Below are 20720 nucleotides of genomic sequence, written 5' to 3' on the forward strand. Positions count from 1 at the left end.
GTGAGGGGGCCTCGCTTCTCCGGTTCCTTCGCCACCCTCCTCCTTGAGGGGAGGGCGCCGCAGCTAGCCGAAGGCTTAGCGAAGGTAGGGTGGGGGTGTCGTTGTGTCCCCCTCCCACACTCCGACCAACCACGCAAAGCGCCGCGCCATTTCCTCGACGGCCTCGTCGTCGGTCATCGTCCCATCCAGCCACGCCTGCGCCGCATGTCCGAAAATCGACCGACCCACTGCAAACCCCTTCACGGTGCGGGCAGCCTTCGCGAGGTCGAACCCCGCCTTGAGGTCGGTCATCTTCGCATCGAGCCCGAGCAGCACGACGCCGCGGCAATAAGGGTCGCGCGTTTCGATGACGCGATCAATGTTGGACCAGGCCCCGGCGCTCGGCTGCGCTTCGAGTTTCCACCAGTCGGGCTTGATCCCGGCGTCGTAGATCTCGTCCAGCGCCCGCGCCACCGTATCCTCGCCGAGCACGCCATGCTTGCCGGCGATGATTTCCACCAGCAGTTCGCGCCCGATTTTGCGCGCTGCCTCGAAGGCCGATTTCAGCTTGGAAAGCTGTTCATCTTGCAGGTCCTGGGGGTCATCCGGGTGAAAGAAGCACAGCACCTTGATGCAGTGATCCACCGGCCACTCCACCAGCCGCGAGCCGAGATCCTGCGAAAATTCGAACCGCAGCGGCCGCGAACCGGGCAGTTCCACAGGCTTTGCCACCCAGAAATTGGGGATCGCGCCAGCCGCATAAAGTGCATCGCGACCATATTTGTCGTCGAGCAGCATGCCGAAACCATCGCGGCCATCAGCGACCTGCGCCGCCGCCCTGACCGCTAACACCTTGAAATCGCTGATGCGGCCGAGCTTTGCAGCATCGCCGCCAGCCATGTCCTCCAGTTGCGCGCGATGGTCGATCGCCAGCGCCATCAGCTTGCGAATGTCGCGCCGTCGGGTCGTTGCCCAATGCACATGGTTGATCGCAGCGTCCTTGCGCAGCGCCCTTTCAGTGCTGCCATTGTCGAGGAAAAATTGCAGCTCATCCCAGGTCGGTATCTCCGGCGCGCAAAGCAGCCGGCTCACCGCAAAAGCCCCGCAGGCATTGGCCCAAGTGGCGCTGGTGGCATGACTTTCGCCACGCAGCCAGCCGCGCAGGAACCCGCTCATGAAAGCGTCGCCTGCGCCCAGCACGTTATAGACTTCGATGGGAAATCCCTTGCCGACGATGCCGTCCTCCAGATCGTCAGGGATCGCCCCGTCATAAACCACGCAGCCCATCGGCCCGCGCTTGAGCACGATGACTGCTGAGGAGAGGGATCGAATGGTCTTCAGCGCCGCATGGAGATCATGGCCGCCGGCAGCGATGAGAACCTCTTCCTCCGTACCGACGATCAGGTCGCACTCCGGCAGCACCGTCTGCAGATGAGCCGACACCGTGTCCGAGGCGATGTAGCGGCTGTCGCCGGCATCGTGCCCGGCAAGGCCCCAGAGATTGGGTCGGTAATCGATGTCGAAAACCACCTTGCCGCCGGCTTCGCGAGCAAGTCGCATCGCCTTGCGCTGCGCCGCCGCGCTGTGTGGCTTGGCGAAATGCGTCCCCGTCACCAGCACGGCCCTGGCCGAGCGGACGAAATCGGCATCGACATCGCCTTCATCCAGCGCCGCATCGGCGCAATTGTCGCGATAGAAGATCAGCGGGAAGCTCTTGTCGTTCTCCACCGCCAGCAGCACCAGCGCGGTCAGCCGCTCCGGGTCCGTCATGATGCCTGTCGTGTCGACGCCCTCACGCTGCAATTGTTCGCGGATGAAGCGCCCCATCTGCTCGTTGCCGACGCGGGTGATCAGCGCCGACTTCAGCCCCAGCCGCGCCGTGCCGACGGCAATATTGGTCGGGCAACCGCCCACCGATTTGGCGAAACTGCCAACATCTTCGAGCCTCGTGCCGATCTGCTGTCCGTAGAGATCCACGGACGCGCGACCGATGGTGATGACGTCGAGCGGTCTATCGGGAAAGTCGGCAGCGAGAGAGGTCACGCGGCTCCTCCTCGGGAAAGCGTGGTTTGGCACCTATGAAACACAAGTTCCGAGATGGTGCAATATAGAACAAATATTCTATAATTGCCGGCGCCGCTCCGCCACGCTGACCGTCAACGCCATGGCAAAAGCCAGGCTTGCCGACAGTGACCGGAAGCCTGCATGGTCCGCTTCCATCAGTTCGAACCACACCTGCGCGATACCGGCCAGCGGCGACAGCGCTGAATCCGTGAGCGCCACCACGGGAATGCCCCGATCGGCCAGGGCCCGCGCCTGCGCTGCGCTTTCCGGCGCGTAGGGGGCAAAGCTCACGGCAAATGCCGCATCTCTGGGGCCTGCCTGCTCCAGAAGGTCGTCGTCATTGCCGGCCGCCGAGCTCACCACCTGGCAGCGGATTTTCAGCTTGCCCAAGGCATAGGCCATGGACGTGACTACCGGAAAACTCCGTCTCCGGGCAATCAGGTAGATTGTCTCGGCGCGGGCCAGGATGTCGACCGCTTGCTCCAGTTTTTCCGGCTCGATAGCGGCGCTGAGCGCATCGAGGCTTTGATGTGCCGCGCCGATAAACCCCTTGAGGATGGTTCCGCTCTCGGTCTCTGCTGCCCCGGCCGATTCCAATTGCCGCAGCCGATCCTCGTAAGAGGCCGTACGGCCCCGGAGCCGCGCCTGGAAAATCTGTTGCAGTCCCGAAAATCCGTCCAGTCCGAAATGCTGGGCGAAACGCACCAGGGTCGAAGGCTGAACTGAGGCCGCCGCCGCAATGCTGGCAGTCGTTCCAAAGGCGATCTCGTCCGGATGATCGAGCGCGTAGGCCGCCACCTGCATCAGTCGCTTGGGAAGCGTCGCGCGCTGCTCCACGATGGTGGTGCGGAGCGTTTCGAAATCGGTCGGCACTGCGATCGGGGAGGTGGGCATGACTGACCTAGTGGAATACCTGTTCCAGAAATGGAACAGATTGTTCCTCTGTGCAAGCGAAAGGCGGGATCGGTTCGCCCGATCCCGCCTCGTGTCACTGATAATGCTGACAGTCCGCTAGCAAATTACGCCGCTGCCAGCGTCGGCGTCCTGTCCCGGCTCTCCACCCAGTAGATGAAGGCAGACGCGCCCACGATCAGCGCCGCGCCGGGCCAGAACCACATAGATGGCACTTGCCCAACAGCCACCCATCCGACTAGCCCGCTGAGCGGCACCTTGAGGTCACCGAAGGGCTGCAGGTAGGTCGCATCGGCAGATTTATAAGCAAAGGCAAGCACATACTGCGCGACTGCCGTCAGCGCGCCGAGCAGCACCAGCAGCCATAGGCCAAGGCCATCAGGCAGGGCGAAGGGGAAGCCAGGTGCCATGCCCAGGGGCAGGATGCCGCCCAGCGCGTTGGCCGCCAGGAGGATCGCCAGATGGTTCGGCGTCATCAGCACCAGCAGCGAGACCGTCAGCGTCTCCGGACTTTCTCCCTTGCGCGTCAGATACTTGGTGAGAATGTCCGTGCCCGCCCACAGCGCCGCTGCCGTGATCGGGATCAGCGCCTGCAGCCCGATGCTCTCGGAGCCGACGCCCGACACGATGATGGCGCCGGCAAAGCCAACCATGGCGGCAAACAGCCGAGCGCTCGAAACCCGTTCGCCCAGGAAAAGGGCCGAACCGAGAATAATGAACAGCGGTCCCGTCGCCAGCAGCGTCACCATCTGCCAGATCGGCACGCCCGATGCGTAACCGTAGACGAACACATGAACTCCCAGCGCCGACACAAAGGCCCGGATTTCATGGGCAATGGGGTGCGTGGTGCGGAGGTTGTTGAGGCCGATCCGCAGGATCAGCGGCAACGCCAGCACCGAGGCGATGACATATTGCCAGAAGGCCATGCCGGTCGAACTCATGCCGAATCCGCCCCATTCGGCAGGCGTCGGCAGCACCGATTGCAACACATTGGTGCCGGCAAAGGTGATGCTGGCGAGAATCATGAACAGCGCGCCGGTGGTGGCGGCACTGCTGGAAGTCGAGGAAATCTGGTTCATCTGTCGTCCTTTCCGTAACCAGTTTCCTCAGGGTTACGGGCGGCGACAAAGCCGGAATCCGCGCGGCCAAAAACCCGCGCGCACCCGGCAAGGGCGCTTGGTCCCGTTCTCTTTCATCCGGACTCTAACCGTCGGCTCCGGAATCACACCGGATCTGCTGACCCCTCGGACCACTGGGACCGAAGGCGCTCGCGGGCTTGGCATCGCTGCCTTTACCGCCGGTGGGGAATTTCACCCCGCCCTGAGAACAATGCAGGCGAACCTGCATTAAGAGATTTAGGCGAGGCTGGCGTCCCGCACAAGTCGGCACAAAGGTGTAACTGTGCGCGTTTGCCGAACGATCCGGAAATTCTGTTCAACGCTTCACGGGCGGACTGCACAAGTCGGAGGCAAGAGACCTTGCTTTTGGGCGGGAAGAGATTAAACAAGTCAACGCTTGTTTAATGGATCTCATCATGTCCGACACTGTTGAAGGCCGCTGGGCCGAGATTTTCGGCCCGCGATATCTGCCGGTCACCACCATCCTTGCGCTGGGCGTGACCCTCTTCGCCTTCAACGCCTTTCTCTCGGCCGCGGCACTGCCGTCGGCGGTGCACGAACTGGGTGGCGTCGAAGTCATCTCCTGGGCCACGACGCTCTACCTGGTCTTCGCCATTGTCGGCGGCGCTGCCGCCGCGCTGCTCAAGCGCCGGCTTGGATCGCGCATGTCGCTGATCAGCATGGCTGCCGTCTTCCTCGTCGGCACGCTGATCGCGGCCATCGCCGCTGACATGACGCAGGTCCTGCTCGGCCGCGCCGTTCAGGGATTTGGCGAAGGCGTCGTCGCGGCTCTTTGCTTCGCGCTGATCCCGGAACTCTTCCCCAGCCGCCTCGTGCCGAAAGTGTTCGGCATGCAGGCCGTTGTCTGGGCCGTCGCAGCCTTCGGCGGACCGGCCGGGGCAGGGGCACTCACAGAGCTGATTTCCTGGCGCGCCGCCTTCCTCATCAACGTGCCTTTCGTGCTGATCTTCATCACCATGATCATGCTTGTCGTCCCGCGCAGTGAGAAGCAGGCGGACGAGCACGGTTTTCCGGGCCTGCGCCTTCTCACCATCGGCGCAGGCACACTGCTGGTGGCCTTGGCCGCCGTGGCCGAGCCGTTGCATGCCGTTTTGCTGTTGATTGGCGCCGCCGTGCTGCTGATCCTGGCGGTCTGGATGGATCGACGCTCGGCCGAGCGCCTCATGCCACCCGACGCTTTCACCCTGCGCACTGCCGTCGGCTCGGGTCTCTGGGTTTTCCTGCTGATGCCGGTGGCCGGCGCCGCCACGGCCGTCTATCTCATCATGCTGCTCCAGCAGCTCTGGGGTTATGGGCCGACCCAGGCCGCCATTACCGCCGCCGCCATGGCCGTGGCCTGGAGCCTGTCTTCGGTGACCGTCGCCAATGTGCGCCAGCGCTCCACCCGCCGCATCCTCATCCGCACCGGTCCGTTGCTGCTCGCGCTCGGCCTGGTGCTGGTTCTGCTCGGTCTCGAATGGACGCAACTGCCGCTGTTGGTCGCTGGCCAGGCCGCCATCGGCATGGGTTTTGGTATTTCCAACGGCTACATCATGCTCACGATCATGGAAGCCACCGACAGTGCAGAGCGTGATCGCACCTCGGCGCTCCTGCCGACCACCCAGTCGGCCGGCAATGCGCTGGGTGCGGCTCTGGCAGGCGTTGCTGCCAATGCCGCGGGCTATCCGCTGGCGACGGGAAATGACGAGGTCCTGACCTCCATCATTCCGCTTTTCGTCATGGCCATTGCCTTCGCGTTCCTCGCCTTCCTAGCCGCCCTCCGCATGGTGCAACTCGCCAAAACGGCGCCCATAGCGACATTTGCGGAAGAGTGAAGCTCCGGGGGCGGTCTCTTGCCCCCCGGTTCCTGTCGCAACCTTCGGTACACCACGCCCGACAGCCAATTCTTGACCATTCGAGCCAAGCAATCGTTTAGACCGTCCTTGCTAAGTACATGAGAGACAGCAAGAAACGGGGGCCGATATGTCTGTTGCAATGCCGCTGCGTGGCATCGAGCGGTTTATTTCATTTGGGGGTATTTGCGGCGTCATTGGCGTTGTCTGCGACCTCATGGCGCCGGTCGGCAGCTACACGCTTTGGGCGCTGGGCGGTGGGGCGGCAATCCTCCTGCTAGGCCTGGTGCTTGCCACGGTCCGCAGCTTCCGCGACCAGGTCGTGCAGGCAATGACCGCCTTCGGTCTGCTTCTCGTCACCGTGAGCATTGGTTTCCTTGCGCTTGCGCCGGAAAATGACCGCGGCGTACTGGCGACGGAATTTGCCTGGATCGGCAGCGCGCAGAACCAGCTGCTCGGCATCGAGGAGGCAGTGGTGCAGATCGCCGCTGATACCGCGAAGGTCGTGGACAACACCGCCGACATTGCCGAGACGTCGAGCCAGATCGTCGAGAACACCTCCGATATCGCCGACACCAACTCGCAGATCGCCTCGGATGCGGAACTGGTCCGGCACCTGAGCTTCAGCATGAATGGGTTTCTCGAAGCGCTCTACAGCCAGGACCAGTTGAACATCCGCGCCTATTGCGATCGGGGCTATCGCTTGTATCAGACCGCCTTTCTGTTCCGGGAGGACCGCAGCCAGCCGCAATTGAGCGAGCGCAACTACCAATTGCTGTCGGAATTGGATTGCTACGATACCGCCCAGATCTGTGACAGCTCTACCTGGAGCGGATTGACCAGCCTCGATCCACGTCGCGTGGCCGAGCAGTGCGGTGCCGCGGGCGTTGAGGCCATGGCCCAATTCGCGGTGCGGCGGGAGCAGGCGGTGGTCGACCGCGTGAAGCGCCAAGAGGAGTGCGAGGCCAAGCTGATCGCCGACTATGGCGAGGAAAACGGCCGCCGACTGGCCAGTTCCTGCCGCTCCTACTTCTAGCCCGACGCCGGAGACAGGAAGATGACCCGTATTTTGGTTTTGGCGGCATCACTGACATTGGCCGCGGCTCCCGCCGCGGCCGCAGTGGAACAATCGCTATCTTTGGGGTCCGACCGTCCGCTCGCCAGCATCGTGGCGCAGGCCGGAATCGGCAGCAGGGATGCCTGGGCCAGCGCCCATGTCAGGTCTGAAGACGCCACAGCGTTCTGCGCAACAACGGCGCCGGAGAACGTCGATACCTGCGTTGCGGACCTGATGGCAGCGGAAAGCGGGCGGCTCTATACCGTCACGGCCAACTGCGAGACGCGGACGCTGACCACGCATAATCGGCGCGTCCTGACTCTGGCCGCTGACAGCGATCAGATCTGGAAGGACAGCGCCGCCGACAGCGTCGGTCCTGATGCGACACTCAGCCAGCACTGGGGCATTCTCTGCGCACCGCAGAACGCTGAATACACCGCCGCGCTGGACCAGCAGGCGGCCAAGGCGCAGGCCGAGCGGGAGGCGGAAATCGCCATGATGCTCGGGGCGCTGGGCATGCACAGGATCGAAGAGGAACCGGCGGCAGAGCCGGCCGTCGAACAGGTGGCCGTCGCGGCAGCGCCGGTGCCTGAAGCGCCGGTTGTCGAGGAAAGCCCGGCCAACTGGCGAGAAGCGATCATTGCAGGCATCGACCACAATGGCTCGCTGATGTGGCACGACGCTGCCCAGGGCGTGCTATACTACGACCGGCCAAAAGCGTCTTTGGACGGTCTGGTCGAGCGAGGCACTGTGCTCTTCCAAGGCGCACCATGGTCGTTCGAAGGCGAATTCAGCATGAGCGGCACGGCTTATACTTTCCGCAAGGGCTGCGCGCCGGCGCCGTACCATGTCGAGGGTGGCCTCGTGCCGGGCGCCGACCCCAGCATGCCCGACCGGATCGTCTTGCGTGGCGCCTCGCCCAAGCGCGAGCAGGGCGGGTGCGCTGTCGTCGGCTACACCCATGACAGTCCCAATGCCGAGCTGGTGTTTCAGCTCAACTATGGCGACGTCTGAAGAAGAGGCCCCGGATTGCTCCGGGGCCGAAATCGTTCAGCCTTGTTCGAGCCACTTCACCTGGTCCGGCGTCAGCTTGATTTCGAACGCCTTGAGGCTGTCTTCGAGTTCGACCAGACGGCGCGGCCCGATCAGCGGTACGCTGGGGAAGGGCTGGGCCAACACATAGGCCAGGGCAATGTGGATCGGCGAGTGGCCGAGCTGCTTGCCGAGCTCGATGGCGCGATCACGCCGGCCAAAGTTCTGGTCATTGTACCAAACGCGGACCAATTCCTCGTTGTCGCGCTTGTCCCGGCCAGCAAGGTCAGTGAAGAAGCCGCGTGCCTGGCTTGACCAGGAGAAGTTGGTCACCTGCCGGTCGATCAGCCACTGCTTGAAGTCAGGCGTCGACGAAGTGACGCATCCCGCCCAGATCGGATCCAACATTTCGGCGAGGGCAAAGTTGTTGCTGAGCGCCTGCGGCTTGGTCTTGCTGGTGCGCTCGGCATAGGCAATCGCCTCGTCCAAGCGCTCCTTGGTCCAGTTCGACCCGCCGAACGGCCCGCGAATGCGCCCGGCCTTGACCTCGGCATCCATGGCATCGACGAACTCGCCCACCGGGACGTCGAGATTGTCGCGGTGCATGAAGTAGACGTCGACATAGTCGGTCTGCAGGCGATCCAGCGACTGGGTCAACTGCTTGGCGATGACGTCGGGGTAGACGAGCGGCGAATGCGCGCCTTTGCCGATCACGACGGCCTCTTCGCGCACACCGCGGCTCTTCTGCCACTGGCCAAACAGCTTTTCTGTATAGCCGCCGCCATAGATGAAGGCGGTGTCGAAGACATTGCCGCCTTTTTCCCAGAAGGCGTCGAGCAGGATGGCGCCCGAGGCAAAGGTCTTGAAATCCTCAAAGCCCAAAGCCACCGCCGAGGCGGGCTTGGCAAGGCCCGGAATCGAGCGCTTGGGGATGATGCCGGTATTCGGCCCCAGCGTGCGGTTGTCCAGCGTCCGCGTCCGATTGCCCGGCGTTTCGACCGAGTATTCGATCCCGGCATCCTTGCGCCACTGGTCAAGCACGCGGGCATTGCCCAGGCTGTCCGCCCAGCTCATGCCGGGCGCGGCGAATTCCTGCCGGCCTTCGAGAATGGCCAGCGACGCCGCATCCGCCTCGAATGAGTAGACATGAGCCGTCTCGTTGACGCTGAGCGTCTCGGTCTTGCCGCCCTTGATGACATCAATGCGGCCCAGGCCCTGGTCCCGGTTGCCGTTGGCGAACCAGAAATCCGGCACTTCGATGCGGCCTTCGGAACCGTGGATCCGGAGCACATTGTCGAGATTGGCCATCACGGCGCAGGACACCTGCGCCACTATGCCATTTTCAAAGGTCAGGAGGGCGGCAGCCCAGTCGTCCGTGCCTTCGTCATTGAGCTTGGCGGTGCCACTCACCTTGACCGGATCGGCGAAGGGCTTGCCCAGTGTCGCGCCGGCAATCAGCCGCGCCATGGAGACCGGATAGCCGCCGACATCCAGAATCCCGCCGCCGGCGAGTTCCGAGGCAAACAGGCGATGCTGGGGCTGGAACTTGCCCATCGAGAAGCCGAAGCTCGACTGGATCATCCGCACTTCGCCGACGGCGCCGGACTTGATCAGGTCCAGCAACTGCTTCACCTGCGGGTGCAGGCGATACATGAAGGCCTCGCCGGCAAAGGTGCCGGCCTTCTTGTGGGCGTGAAAAACGGCGTCGATTTCGTGTGCTGACAGCGCCAGCGGCTTTTCCACCAGCACATGCTTGCCTGCCTCCGCGGCCTTGATCGCCCATTCGGCGTGGCCGGTATGCGGCACGGCAATATAGACGGCGTCGATCTCCGGATCGGCCAGCAACGCGTCGTAACCCTTGACCACGCGCACGCCCGGAAAATCCTGCGCCAGGCTGGGCCTGCTCGGATCGCGCGTGGCAATGGCCGCCAGAACGCCATGCTGGCTGTTCTCGATGCCACCGCGGAAGGCCTTCGCGATGCTGCCCGGGCCGATAATGCCCCAGCGGATTTTCTTGTCGGTCATATTGTTTTCCTCGATATTGCCCGGGCGTTGCCTGGCCGTCCAGAGCAGCTGTCCAAAGACATGCTTTTCAATTGCTCTTGGGTCCTCTGATTTCTAAATTAGCGCGCCCGCCAGAGGCATACCCCGATATCGGGTATGCGGACCGGGCGGAAAGTAAGATGGATTCTCGCCTCTACTATGAACCCCGGGCCAATGGCGTCGAGCGCGTGCCCACCGCGCTCTCGATGTTCATGACCTCGCCGCGCTTGATGCGCGCGGCCCATTGGCATGCCCAGGTGGAAGTCAACTACATCGTGCACGGCTGGGCCCACTATCGCATGTCGGGGCACGAGGCGCGCTTCACGGAAGGCGACTTCGCGCTGTTCTGGGGCGGCCAGCCGCATTGGCTCGACGATGCCTCTGACGATCTCGTCTATGCCGGCGGCCACCTGCCGCTGGTCCATTTCTTCCGTCTCCGCCTGCCCGAGGATGTGCAGGCCCGGCTGATGCAGGGCGCCACGCTCGTCTCCAGCGCCACTGATGCCGCGGACCCGGTCAATTTCGAGCGCTGGCTTGACTATACCCGCTCGGGCGATCCGATGAAGGCGAGCCTGGCCGTCGACGAACTGCTGCTGCGCATCGAGCGCCTGCGCTTTTCGCCCTATCGCCTGCTGCCCGATCCAAATCCGCTGACCCATGCGGGTGGTCCCGATCCGCATGCCTCGCCCATCGTCGTGCGCATCTGCGACTTCATCGCCGACAATTTTCGCGAGGAGATCGACTCGGTCGACATCGCCGTGGCTGCCGATATCCATCCCAAATACGCCATGACCGTCTTCAAGAAGTCGACCGGCATGACGCTCAACGACTACATCAACCTCATGCGCCTCTCCTATGCGCAGGCGCTGTTGATGAAAGACGAGGCCAGCGTCCTCGCCGTGGCGATGGATTCGGGGTTTGGCTCGCTCAGTGCCTTCAACAAGTCGTTCCGCAAGATGGCCGGCATGTCGCCCAGTGACTTCCGCCGCGATGTACGCGGCCGCCCCGAAGTTGCCGTCGTCCCCGCTGCGGGCGGCGACGGGCGATACAACTAGGGGCACATGGGCATGGGCAGGCGGGGCTGGCTGGCACTGCTCTTCGGCATCGCCGCCATTTCGGGCCTGGTCCTGTTGCGCGCCGCCGATCCCTATATGCTGGTCGTCGCTCGCGAAGCCACTTTCGATACATTCCAGCAGTGGCGCCCGCGCGAGGCGCCACGCGACCTGCCCATTCGCATCATCGATATCGACGAAACCTCGCTGGCCGACGTCGGGCAGTGGCCGTGGCCGCGCTCGACCATGGCGACCCTGTCGCAGCGCCTGACCGAACTCGGCGCGGCCGCCGTCACCTTCGACCTGCTATTCAGCGAGCCCGATCGCCTCTCGCCCGCCGCAGGCACTGACCATGACGCGCAGTTTGCTGCAGCGCTGGGTGCCGGCCCGACTGTTCTGAGCCTTGCCCAGAGCGCTCGCGCCGCCGGAACCGATCTGGCGTCCAAGTCGGGCCTGGCCATGACGGGCACCGATCCGCTGGCCTCCCTGCCGGAACTGGGTGGGGCAGCCCAGCCACTGAAAGTGCTGGTCGACGCTGCCGCCGGCCTTGGCGTTGCCAGCCTCGACCGCGACGGGTCGGGTGTGGCCCGTCGGCTGCCCATGCTCTGGCGCAATGGCGATGCGGTGCTGCCAACACTTTCCGCCGAAGCGCTGCGCGTGGCCCTTGGCGTTTCGACGCTGGTTGTGATTGGCGACAGTGCTGGGGCAGGGACCGTCGAACAGCTCCGCATCGGCGATTTCGCCGTGCCGACCGGACCGAGCGGCGATATCTGGCTCTATTATCGCCACCTGCCGCCCGACATCTATATCCCGGCGCGCGATCTTCTCGCTGACGGCTATGCCGGTCTGGAGCCGCTCGTTTCGGGCCACATCGTGCTGATCGGCGCTTCCGCCAGCGGCCTGCTCGATATCCGCAACAGCCCATTGGGCGTAGCCGTGCCAGGTGTCGCCATCCATGCCCAGGCGCTCGAGCAGATGCTCACCCAGACCTATCTGCAGCGGGCCGACTGGGTCGCCGGACTGGAAATCGCGATTTTTGCGCTGGCCGGTTTGCTGATCGTGCTGGCCGTCATCATAACTGGCCCGGTCGCCGGCCTCGCCGTGACATTGGCAGTTGCGGGTGTGGTGGCTGCCATAAGCTGGTGGGCATTTTCGGTGCCGCGCCTGCTCATCGACCCGAGCTTTGCGCTGCTTGGTGCGCTGCTGCTCTATGCGGCCATGGCCTTCTTCCGCTTCGCCGTGACCGATGCCGACCGCCGCCGCATCCGCCGTGCCTTCGCCCATTATGTCGAGCCTTCGCTCCTCACCCGCATCGAGGCCGACGATCGGCTGCTTCGCCTCGGTGGCGACGTGCGCGAGCTGACGGTGATGTTTTCCGACGTGCGCAACTTCTCCGCCCTGGCCGAACGGACCGAGCCGACGACACTGGTGGCCATTCTCAACCGGCTGTTCGCGGCGCTGGGCACGGCCATTGTCGGACAGCAGGGCACGATCGACAAGTTCATGGGCGATGCCGTCATGGCCTTCTGGAATGCGCCGGTCGATGTCGCGCGCCACGCCGAGCGCGCTTGCCTCGCCGCGCTGGACATGCGTGCTGCCCTCGAAAGGCTCAATGCCACCGAACGCGAGCCGATTGCCATAGGCATCGGTATCGCCAGCGGCCCGGCGTTGGTGGGCAATATGGGCTTCGAAACCCGCTTCGACTATTCCTGCATCGGCGACACGGTCAATGTTGCGAGCCGCATCGAAGGTCTGTGCCGCGCCGTTGGACACGACATCCTCGTTGCGTCGTCGACCGTTGTGGCAGCGCCGGAACTGGCCTTTCTGCCGGCCGGGTCACTCGGACTCAAGGGCATGAGCGGGCGCGAAAGCATCCATGTTCTCGTCGGCAATGCCGCGATGAGGCAATCACCGGAATTTGCTGAGCTGGCTCTGGCGCATGCAGCATTTGTCGACGACCTCGCCGGCGGCCGCGACCATGCGCAATCGCTCGATGCCTGCAGGCGGGCGGCGCTGGCCGTCGATGCGCGTCTTGGCAGTTTCTACGCCGCCTGCGAGCAGCGCATCGGGGATTTCAGGGCCGGGGCGCTGGTCGTCTAGACGCGGCCCTGGCCGAGCAGCACCATGGCGAAGATGGTCGCCGCGCCGATGATCCAGATGGCCCCCGCCAAGAGAGAAAATCCTTCGATGAAATCGAGGCCGTGGTCCTCATAGTCGTTCATGGCTGCTCTCCTCTGCCTTTATCCAGGCGACAATGCACCGCCAGCAACCGAGTTGCGCCTGCCGGCCCTCCGGCAACCAGTCAATTACGGCTGGGGCTGCATGGCAAGGGCTGAGGCCGTTCTCGGTTTGCCGGCAGCCTTGCCATCGCCTCCGCATCGATGCCGGCGTGTTCGGATTTTACCGCAGCGTCGGCCCGATTGTGCACACCCCGCAAAAACGGGGTTGCGCTGAACACCCTGAATCTCTATGTCTCCGCGCAGTCGGGGCGTAGCGCAGCCTGGTAGCGCATTTGTCTGGGGGACAAAGGGTCGTCGGTTCAAATCCGGCCGCTCCGACCATTTCCAACAAAGTGATTTCAAGGCCTGAGGGCCTCGCCAAGCCGGAACATCCCCATGCCGCTGCAAGTGCGCGACTTGGACAACGCAATTCCGCTTTGGGCCGATCTGGACGGGGCGGTCCTCCAGCTCATCAACTATTCCGAAAATCACACTTTCCTGGTGTCCGTGCCGGGCGACGAGGCCTTTGCCCTGCGTGTGCATCGGCCGTCCTATCAGAGCGTCGCCAATATCGAGAGCGAGCTGGCCTGGCTCGAAGCCCTGCATCACCAGACCGACCTGCCCATTCCCGAGCCCGTCGCCGGCCGAAACGGCAAGGTTCTGCAGCAGTTTGAAACGCCCTCCGGCGAGCAATTCTATGCCGTGCTGTTCCACTTCATCGCTGGCCACGAACCCAATCCCGACAGCAACCTCGTCGATCTTTTTGGTGTACTCGGCCGCTATGCCGCCTCGCTCCACCACCATGTAATCGCCTGGCAGCGTCCGGCCGGATTCGAGCGGCAGGCCTGGACGGCGTCCAGCATTCTCGACTCCAATGGCCTCTGGGGCGACTGGCGAACGGCGCCCGGTGTGACCGCCGATATGCGCCCGGTGCTCGACGATCTCGACGCCAGCCTGCGCCGACGGCTGGCCGACTATGGCACCGGCCCCGATCGCTATGGCCTCATCCATGCCGATATGCGGCTGGGCAACCTGCTCGTCGATGGCGACCAGGTCAGCCTCATCGATTTCGACGATTGCGGCGTGTGCTGGTTCGGCTACGATTTTGCCGCCGGCATTTCCTTCCACGAGACCCATCAGGCCGTGCCGGCACTAAGGGCGTCTTGGCTCAAGTCCTATCAGGCCGTCCGCCCGCTATCCGACGAGGACGTGGCCATGCTCGATTCCATGGTCATGCTACGGCGCATGGCGCTGCTCGCCTGGATCGGTTCGCATGGCGAAACCAGCCTCGCCCAGTTGCATGTGAACGGCTTTGCCGAGGGGACGGCTGACCTGGCGCGGCGTTATCTGCGCGGCGCCCTCTGGCCCTGACGCGCCGCTGGCTTCGTCTCACCCCCGCCGATGCAGAACATGTTGAGGCCCCAGACCAGTCCGAAGAACAGCCACATATGGCGCCAATGCTCGCCTTCATGCAGCGTCGCGCACATCACGATGCCGACCAGCGACGCCACCATCACCACCGGAATATCGCTGCCCGTGCGGCGGTAGTTACGCACCGAAATGACGGCGCTGCCGATGATCAGGCCCAGCCAGGCGAAACCGCCGCCCCAACCATAGTTGACGAAGGAGCTGAGCCAGATGTTGTGGATCGGCTCGGGAAAGATCTTTTCGAGCTGCAGCACGCCCACGCCGATTGGATCCTGCGCGATCATCGGCAGCACCAGCAGGTAGCGGCCATAGCGGCCCTGTTCGCCCAGGTCATACGGCTGCGCCAGCGTCAGGCGCTCGAGAAAGCGCTCGCTGAATTCGGGGGAGGCGATGCTGATGAGACCCGGCAGCAGCACGGCCGCCATGATCAGGCTGAGCAGGATCAGCAACAACCGGCGCGGATCTCGCCGGTTCTGGAAGAAAATATAGGCCAGGAGGCAGGCCAGCGCTGCCACCAGCGCGATGCGCGACAGCGAAAAGAAAATCCCCAGCAGGACCAGGCCCATGGCGCCGAGGAAGAATAGCTTGTTGGCGCGGGTGCGGGTGAGCAGATAGGCACAGAACATCACGGCTGGGATCAGGAACGAGCCGTACATGTTGGGGTCGTCGATCAGCCCCTTGGCGCGGCCATCCCAGGTCAGCAACTGGTTCTGCGTCAGAAAGCCGAGGATGCCCAATACCGAGGCGATGCTGCACGACACCACATAGACCTTCATGAAGGTCTCGACGTGGCGCTTGTTCCAGCTCATCGACACAAAGGCGCCGATCACCGCGATCATGATGGCAAAGGTTTTTGCCAGCAGCTCGAAGGGAACGTTCTCTTCGCCGATATGGGGCGCCGAGGCCACGAAGTATGAGACGGCCCAGGCCCCAACCACCAGCGCCAGCAACACGGCCCTGCGCGTCACGCCCAGCGGCGGTGAAAGCGTCAGGTAGAAAAGGGTGACGAGGAACGACGCTATGTAGAGGAGGTCAACCGGGGAGGGGCGGAACAGGGTGAAGTTCATGGCCAGCACGGCCATGAGGAACAGGAGGTTGCGCGTCGAGAGCACTGCAAACTGCACGCCCGCAAGGCTCACCCCGGTATTGTCCGGTCTGGTGGTTCCCGCAAGGCTCATGACGCCAACCCATATCCAAGGAGGTCTCCGGCGTCGCCGAGCCCCTCGCAATTGTCCTGCGTGGAAATGAACGGGCCGGCGCTGTCTCCCTCGCAGCGGAACACCGGTACACTGTTTGGCTGCTCGTCGACGAAGAGCCAACCTGCGGTCCGGGTCTGGCTCATGCGCGAAAGCGCACAGGTGCCGTCTTCGGCCAGCGTGTTGCGGGTCCCGTCGGAGCACTCCACTATCTTGACGGTGGCGGCGCCATCAGGGGCTGCGGTCAACATATAGGCGAGGGTGCTCTCGCGGCTGTAGTCGCCGATCAGCGGACCGGTCGTTGTGATCGTGCCCGTAGAGCCCGGCATGATCCAACGCGTCAGCGCAATGCCGACCTGCGGCACGGCCGAGGGCTCGCGCTGCGTCAGCGAGACTTCGCGCAGCACTAGGTAGCGGCTCTCGAAGCCCTGGCCTGCCGGCACGAACACATAGGCGAGCACGAAGTTGTCGCCCACCGTATTGCCGCCCTCGGTGGGGTTGAGGATCGTTGCATAGACCGAAAGGTCGGTCGGCGCCGGACGCTCCCAGTTGGCGTCGTCAATCGGGACCAGTGGCTCGTCGAGATCGACGAAAGTGACCTTGTCCGCAGAAAGCGATAGGCGCAGGCCGCCGAACCACGGATCGGTCGCCACGGCCGCGACCCAGTCATGGTCGCGCAGGTAGCCCGCGCCGGTGCCGACGAAACCGATGTCCGTCGCCGCGCCACCGAGGCCAGGCTCACGCCACTCGCCTTCGTGATACTTGCGCCAGTCCACCGGATCCTGCGCAGGGGCGCGTGCCACGATGGTCTGCCAGTCCGAATTCCTGAGGCAATAGGCATAGAAAAAGCCGTCATGGCCATCCACCAGCGAGCAGTCGCCTTCGCCGGTGATCTGGTCGGGCAAGGGCGTGTCGGTGCCTGTTATGACCGTTCCGAGATCGGTCCAGCTCAGGCCCTCATCTTCGGACACGGCAATTGCCATGGACTTGTCGGTCCGGCCGACATCGTAGTCGCAAAGGCGTTCCTGGTGCACGAAGCCGTAGAGCCGATCGTCCGCCCGGGCCGTCGATGTCAGCCAGCTGCCGCAATCATTGATGCTGCCCGGCGGACCCACATCCAGCACCGCGCGCCGCTCGCCGCCCATGTCATCGAGCGTGGCGCCGTCCACGGCATAGGTGGCGCCATTGGCCGAAAAGCCGCGGAACCGTCCATCGGGCAGGCGGGTCGCGGCAAAGGCGGCGTCCAGTTCATCGGGGAAGGGGCCGCGCACCACTTCGGGCGGACCGACGCGCACGCTGATGCAGTCGACGCAGACCGCTTCCTGCGCCGAGGCCGGGGCCATCAGCGCCAGCAGGCCCATTCCCGCGGCACACGATAGGGTGGACGACTTCATCCGCTCAGTACGCGTTGTCCGTGGTGAACAGCCGGATCGGCGTCATCACCAGGATGTAGAAGTCGAACAGCAGCGACCAGTGTTCGATATAGTAGAGGTCGTGGTTGACGCGCTGCATGATCTTGTCGATCGTGTCGGTCTCGCCGCGCCAGCCGTTGATCTGGGCCCACCCGGTAATGCCAGGCTTCACGCGATGGCGCGCGAAATACCCTTCCACCGCTTCATAGTAGAGCTGGTTCGCCGCCTTGGCCTGCAAGGCGTGCGGGCGGGGCCCTACGATGGAAAGCTCGCCCTTGAGCACGTTGAACAACTGCGGCAGCTCGTCGATCGAGGTGCGGCGGATGAACTTGCCGACGCGGGTGACGCGCGGATCGTCGCGGGTGACGAGCTTGGCGGCGCCTTGGTCCAGCATGTCGGTTCTCATGGAACGGAATTTGTAAATGCGGATCAGCTCATTGTTGAAGCCGTGCCGGTGCTGGATGAAGAAGACCGGCCCCTTGCTTTCGAGCTTGATGGCAATAGCCGTCGCGATCATCACCGGCGAAAGCAGGATCAGCGCCGCAAGGGCCACGACCTTGTCGAAGACCGATTTGAAGATGAGGTTCCAGTCCGAGATCGGTCGATCCGCCATGTCGAGCACAGGCAGGTCCCCGACGTAGGAATAGGCTTTCTCGGTGAAGCGCAGCTTGCTCATATGCGCCGACAGGCGGATATCGACGGGCAGCACCCAGAGCTGGGTCAGCATGTCGAGCACGCGTTTCTCGGCCGAGAGCGGCATCGAGACGATCACCAGGTCCACCGGCGTGCGCCGTGCGAATTCGATGAGGTCGGATACCTTGCCCAGCTTGTGGCAGCCCGAGACCATTTCCGGAGACCGTTCGCCGACGCGGTCGTCGAAGAGCCCAAGCAGGTTGATGTCATTGGCGGAGCCGGCCTGGATCTGCTCGATCAGCAGCGCGGCATCGTTGCCGCCACCCACGATGACGGTGCGGCGCTTGAGCCGGCCCTGGACGGTCCAGCGCACCACCATCACCCGCACCAGCAGGCGATAGGCGACCAGAAGGGCAGCGCCGGAGATGAACCAGGTCAGCAACCACACGCGGGAAACGAGGTCTCCCGCCTTGAAAAAGAAAATCCCCACCAGCAGCACCAGCATGACGCCCGCCCAGGCGCCGAGCACGCGACCGACTTGCGAGACCACGGTGCGATAAACGGCAATGCGATGCGAACGGGCGGCATTGAAGGCGATGTTGGCGATCAGCACAGTGGCCAGCACGACCGGAATGTAGAAGGCATCCTGCGGCGGCTCGACATAGGCGGCATGGATGCCATAGCCGAGCAGCGCCAGCAGGGCCGCTTCCACGATCTGCACGACCCCGGCGATGACCGGGCCTGACAGGGTGGAATCGACCGGGGCGGCGATGATGACTTCGGCCTTGGGAGAAAGCGGCCTGTCATCTGATCCTCCCTGGCGGGAGGCATGCCCCTCGATGGCTTTCCTGGGATCGACCCGATACATTCTGGCTACCGACGCTTGGTGTTTGGCGCCCTATTGTCGGCCACAGACCTTTATACTCGGTGAAACCCTTAGTTCAGACTGCGGGTTTCTGAGGGTCGAGATAGAGCGCTTCGATGGACTGGGCCATATGCGCTACGGAAAACCCCGCCTCGATATGGGCAAGCCGCGTAAGCATTTCCCGCTGTGCCCCCGCTGGGTCAGCCAGAATATTGGTCATGGCCTGGGACAGTGCCTCGACATTTCCGGCCGGGATCAGGCTGTCGGCAGTGGGGCCGAAGATCTCTCCGATGCCGCCGACCTGGGTGGATATCACCGGCAAACGGGCCGCAGCGGCTTCCATGACGACATAGGGCAGGGACTCGGCCAGCGACGGCACGACCGCGTTGCGACCCATGGCGAAGACTTCTCGCGCCGGGCGCGAGCCCACCAGCTTGACCTTCTCGGCAATGCCCAATTCGGCAAGCCGTGCTTCCAGCGCGGCTCGGTCCGGTCCGTCGCCGGCCATCACCAGATCGGCCGGCAAGCCGTCCGGGCGACTGACCCTGGACAGCGCTTCGACCAGCGGAAAAATCCCCTTGAGGTCGCGCAGTTCGCCCACGAAGACGAAGTCGGCGGCGCCTTGGACCGGTTCGACCGGAACGAATTCCTCCGGTCGCAATCCGTTGTGGATCACGGCGCTCCGGCAGGTTGGGGCGCCGATCAGGGCCGAATAGGTTTTCTCGGCATAGCGGCTTTCGAAAATGATAGCCGAGGTCTTGGACATCAGCAGCCGTTCGATTCGATGGAACAGCCGTCCCGAGGCCTTGTCGGCCGGAAAATGCAGCACGCCGCCATGCGGGGTGTAGAACACCTTCGCCTTGCCCCGCCCATAGGCGGCTAGTCGCGCATAGAAGCCACCCTTGGCGCCATGGCCGTGGAGGATGTCGATCTTGAGCTTTTGTGCCAGCGCGCTGACCGCAAAGGGTGTCTTGAGGTCTGCCCGCCCGAAGAGGCGCGGCATGGGCAGGCGATGGATGCCCAGCACAGCATCGGCCTCGAGCGCGCGCAGCAAGCCTTCGGTCTGCGCGTCATTGGCCATGCTGTCGACCACGACGCCAACGCTATGGCCCTTGGCGGCGAGCGCCCGCGTCAGGTCTGCGACGTGACGGAACAGGCCACCGACAGGCGCGCGCAGCACCTGCAGGATGCGCAAACTGTCGCCAGCCACCTAGAGCCACCGCTCCTGCACGACGATCGTGTCGCCCGGTGCAATCGGGAAATCCAGGTCCACCGCGCCCTTGACCATTTCATTGCCGTGGCGGCGATAAACGATGGCCCTGCCGCGATCTGCGGTCTCTGAATAGCCGCCAGCCGTGCTGATCGCAGCGCGGACGGTCATGCCATAGACATAGGGGAACTGCCCCGCAGTCTTGATTTCACCCTGGATGTAGAAGGGCCGGTACTGGTCGATTTCAACCGCAACATCGGGGTTGCGCATATAGCCATTGGCGAGCGCCGCGGCGAGCCGATGCGCTGCATCGGCTGTGGTGACGCCCCGCACCGGCACTGAGCCGACCAGCGGGAACGAGACTGCGCCATTGTCGTCGACCTTGTAGGTCTTGCTCAGTTCGGCATCGCCATAGACGGTCACGCGCAGCACGTCGCCGGTATCGAGCTGGTAGGGCCCCTTGGTTTCCACCGGGTAGGTGGCGGGGCGCGTGGTCGCGCAACCCGTGAGGGCAAGCGACGCGAGAACGGCGAGTAAGGGTAACCAGCGCATAAGAATCCCGAGCTTTCGAGGTGGGTGCAGCATGGGCGGGCATGGTTAAGATTTCGCTTATGCAGGCTTCACTTAGTTGCGCCTTGCATGGTTGA

General features: G+C 63.8%; 16 protein-coding genes, 1 tRNA gene and 1 riboswitch. Of the genes, 7 read left to right on the top strand and 10 right to left on the bottom strand.

All coding sequences use genetic code 11. The features are described from left to right. Nucleotides 1-75 precede the first annotated feature (75 nt). The 3 genes from JEQ47_RS11970 to JEQ47_RS11980 form a co-directional block, all read right to left on the bottom strand. Complete coding sequence (locus JEQ47_RS11970) at nucleotides 76-2022, bottom strand: bifunctional 5-dehydro-2-deoxygluconokinase/5-dehydro-2-deoxyphosphogluconate aldolase (protein WP_198876622.1); 1947 nt, start codon at nucleotides 2020-2022, stop codon at nucleotides 76-78. 78 nt (nucleotides 2023-2100) lie between these two features. Next, nucleotides 2101-2937: a MurR/RpiR family transcriptional regulator gene (locus JEQ47_RS11975; protein WP_198876623.1), complete on the bottom strand. Its 837-nt coding sequence runs from the start codon at nucleotides 2935-2937 to the stop codon at nucleotides 2101-2103. Between the two features lie 125 nt (nucleotides 2938-3062). After that, on the bottom strand, nucleotides 3063-4034 hold the full coding sequence (locus JEQ47_RS11980) for a DMT family transporter (RefSeq protein ID WP_198876624.1): 972 nt from the start codon (nucleotides 4032-4034) through the stop codon (nucleotides 3063-3065). A 101-nt stretch (nucleotides 4035-4135) separates the two neighbouring features. Continuing rightward, nucleotides 4136-4287, bottom strand: a riboswitch (FMN riboswitch). A gap of 202 nt (nucleotides 4288-4489) precedes the next feature. Between JEQ47_RS11980 and JEQ47_RS11985 the strand changes: the two genes are divergently transcribed. The 3 genes from JEQ47_RS11985 to JEQ47_RS11995 all read left to right on the top strand — a co-directional run bounded on the left by JEQ47_RS11985 (nucleotide 4490) and on the right by JEQ47_RS11995 (nucleotide 7997). Beyond that, the gene (locus JEQ47_RS11985; RefSeq protein ID WP_198876625.1) at nucleotides 4490-5908 is read left to right on the top strand and encodes an MFS transporter; all 1419 of its coding nucleotides are present in this window, start codon (nucleotides 4490-4492) and stop codon (nucleotides 5906-5908) included. Nucleotides 5909-6068: 160 nt separating this feature from the next. Continuing rightward, entirely contained in the window at nucleotides 6069-6962 is an 894-nt protein-coding gene (locus JEQ47_RS11990) for a hypothetical protein (RefSeq protein WP_198876626.1), read from the top strand. Nucleotides 6963-6983: 21 nt separating this feature from the next. Further along, nucleotides 6984-7997, top strand: a complete 1014-nt coding sequence (locus JEQ47_RS11995; protein WP_198876627.1) for a hypothetical protein — start codon at nucleotides 6984-6986, stop codon at nucleotides 7995-7997. A gap of 36 nt (nucleotides 7998-8033) precedes the next feature. Here JEQ47_RS11995 and JEQ47_RS12000 read toward each other — a convergent pair whose 3' ends face one another. Continuing rightward, nucleotides 8034-10040 carry an aldo/keto reductase gene (locus JEQ47_RS12000; RefSeq protein ID WP_198876628.1) on the bottom strand — a complete coding sequence of 669 codons (2007 nt, stop codon included), beginning with the start codon at nucleotides 10038-10040 and terminating at the stop codon, nucleotides 8034-8036. 158 nt (nucleotides 10041-10198) lie between these two features. Here JEQ47_RS12000 and JEQ47_RS12005 point away from each other — a divergent pair, with 158 nt between their 5' ends. Beyond that, nucleotides 10199-11113 carry a helix-turn-helix domain-containing protein gene (locus JEQ47_RS12005; RefSeq protein ID WP_198876629.1) on the top strand — a complete coding sequence of 305 codons (915 nt, stop codon included), beginning with the start codon at nucleotides 10199-10201 and terminating at the stop codon, nucleotides 11111-11113. Between the two features lie 12 nt (nucleotides 11114-11125). After that, complete coding sequence (locus JEQ47_RS12010; protein ID WP_198876630.1) at nucleotides 11126-13210, top strand: CHASE2 domain-containing protein; 2085 nt, start codon at nucleotides 11126-11128, stop codon at nucleotides 13208-13210. On the opposite strand, the gene JEQ47_RS20950 is transcribed toward JEQ47_RS12010, so the two are convergent. Beyond that, the gene (locus JEQ47_RS20950) at nucleotides 13207-13332 is read right to left on the bottom strand and encodes a hypothetical protein (RefSeq protein ID WP_268905741.1); all 126 of its coding nucleotides are present in this window, start codon (nucleotides 13330-13332) and stop codon (nucleotides 13207-13209) included. The genes JEQ47_RS12010 and JEQ47_RS20950 overlap by 4 nt on opposite strands. A 262-nt stretch (nucleotides 13333-13594) precedes the next feature. Here JEQ47_RS20950 and JEQ47_RS12015 point away from each other — a divergent pair. After that, nucleotides 13595-13671: transfer RNA gene (locus JEQ47_RS12015), tRNA-Pro, on the top strand. 54 nt (nucleotides 13672-13725) lie between these two features. Further along, nucleotides 13726-14700, top strand: coding sequence for a phosphotransferase enzyme family protein (locus JEQ47_RS12020; RefSeq protein ID WP_198876631.1), 975 nt, complete (start codon nucleotides 13726-13728; stop codon nucleotides 14698-14700). On the opposite strand, the gene JEQ47_RS12025 is transcribed toward JEQ47_RS12020, so the two are convergent. From JEQ47_RS12025 to JEQ47_RS12045, 5 genes are all read right to left on the bottom strand, one after another. Continuing rightward, entirely contained in the window at nucleotides 14673-15935 is a 1263-nt protein-coding gene (locus JEQ47_RS12025; RefSeq protein ID WP_198876632.1) for an O-antigen ligase family protein, read from the bottom strand. The two genes, JEQ47_RS12020 and JEQ47_RS12025, sit on opposite strands and share 28 nt — an antisense overlap. Next, on the bottom strand, nucleotides 15932-17347 hold the full coding sequence (locus JEQ47_RS12030) for a hypothetical protein (protein WP_198876633.1): 1416 nt from the start codon (nucleotides 17345-17347) through the stop codon (nucleotides 15932-15934). Before JEQ47_RS12030 ends, JEQ47_RS12025 begins: the two co-directional genes overlap by 4 nt. 4 nt (nucleotides 17348-17351) lie before the next feature. After that, on the bottom strand, nucleotides 17352-18866 hold the full coding sequence (locus JEQ47_RS12035) for an undecaprenyl-phosphate glucose phosphotransferase (protein WP_198876634.1): 1515 nt from the start codon (nucleotides 18864-18866) through the stop codon (nucleotides 17352-17354). A gap of 73 nt (nucleotides 18867-18939) precedes the next feature. After that, the gene (locus JEQ47_RS12040; RefSeq protein ID WP_198876635.1) at nucleotides 18940-20073 is read right to left on the bottom strand and encodes a glycosyltransferase family 4 protein; all 1134 of its coding nucleotides are present in this window, start codon (nucleotides 20071-20073) and stop codon (nucleotides 18940-18942) included. Then, nucleotides 20074-20625: a polysaccharide biosynthesis/export family protein gene (locus JEQ47_RS12045; protein WP_198876636.1), complete on the bottom strand. Its 552-nt coding sequence runs from the start codon at nucleotides 20623-20625 to the stop codon at nucleotides 20074-20076. It lies immediately after the preceding gene. Nucleotides 20626-20720 lie beyond the last annotated feature (95 nt).

The sequence above is a fragment of the Devosia sediminis genome (assembly GCF_016411825.1).
Classification (GTDB): domain Bacteria; phylum Pseudomonadota; class Alphaproteobacteria; order Rhizobiales; family Devosiaceae; genus Devosia; species Devosia sediminis.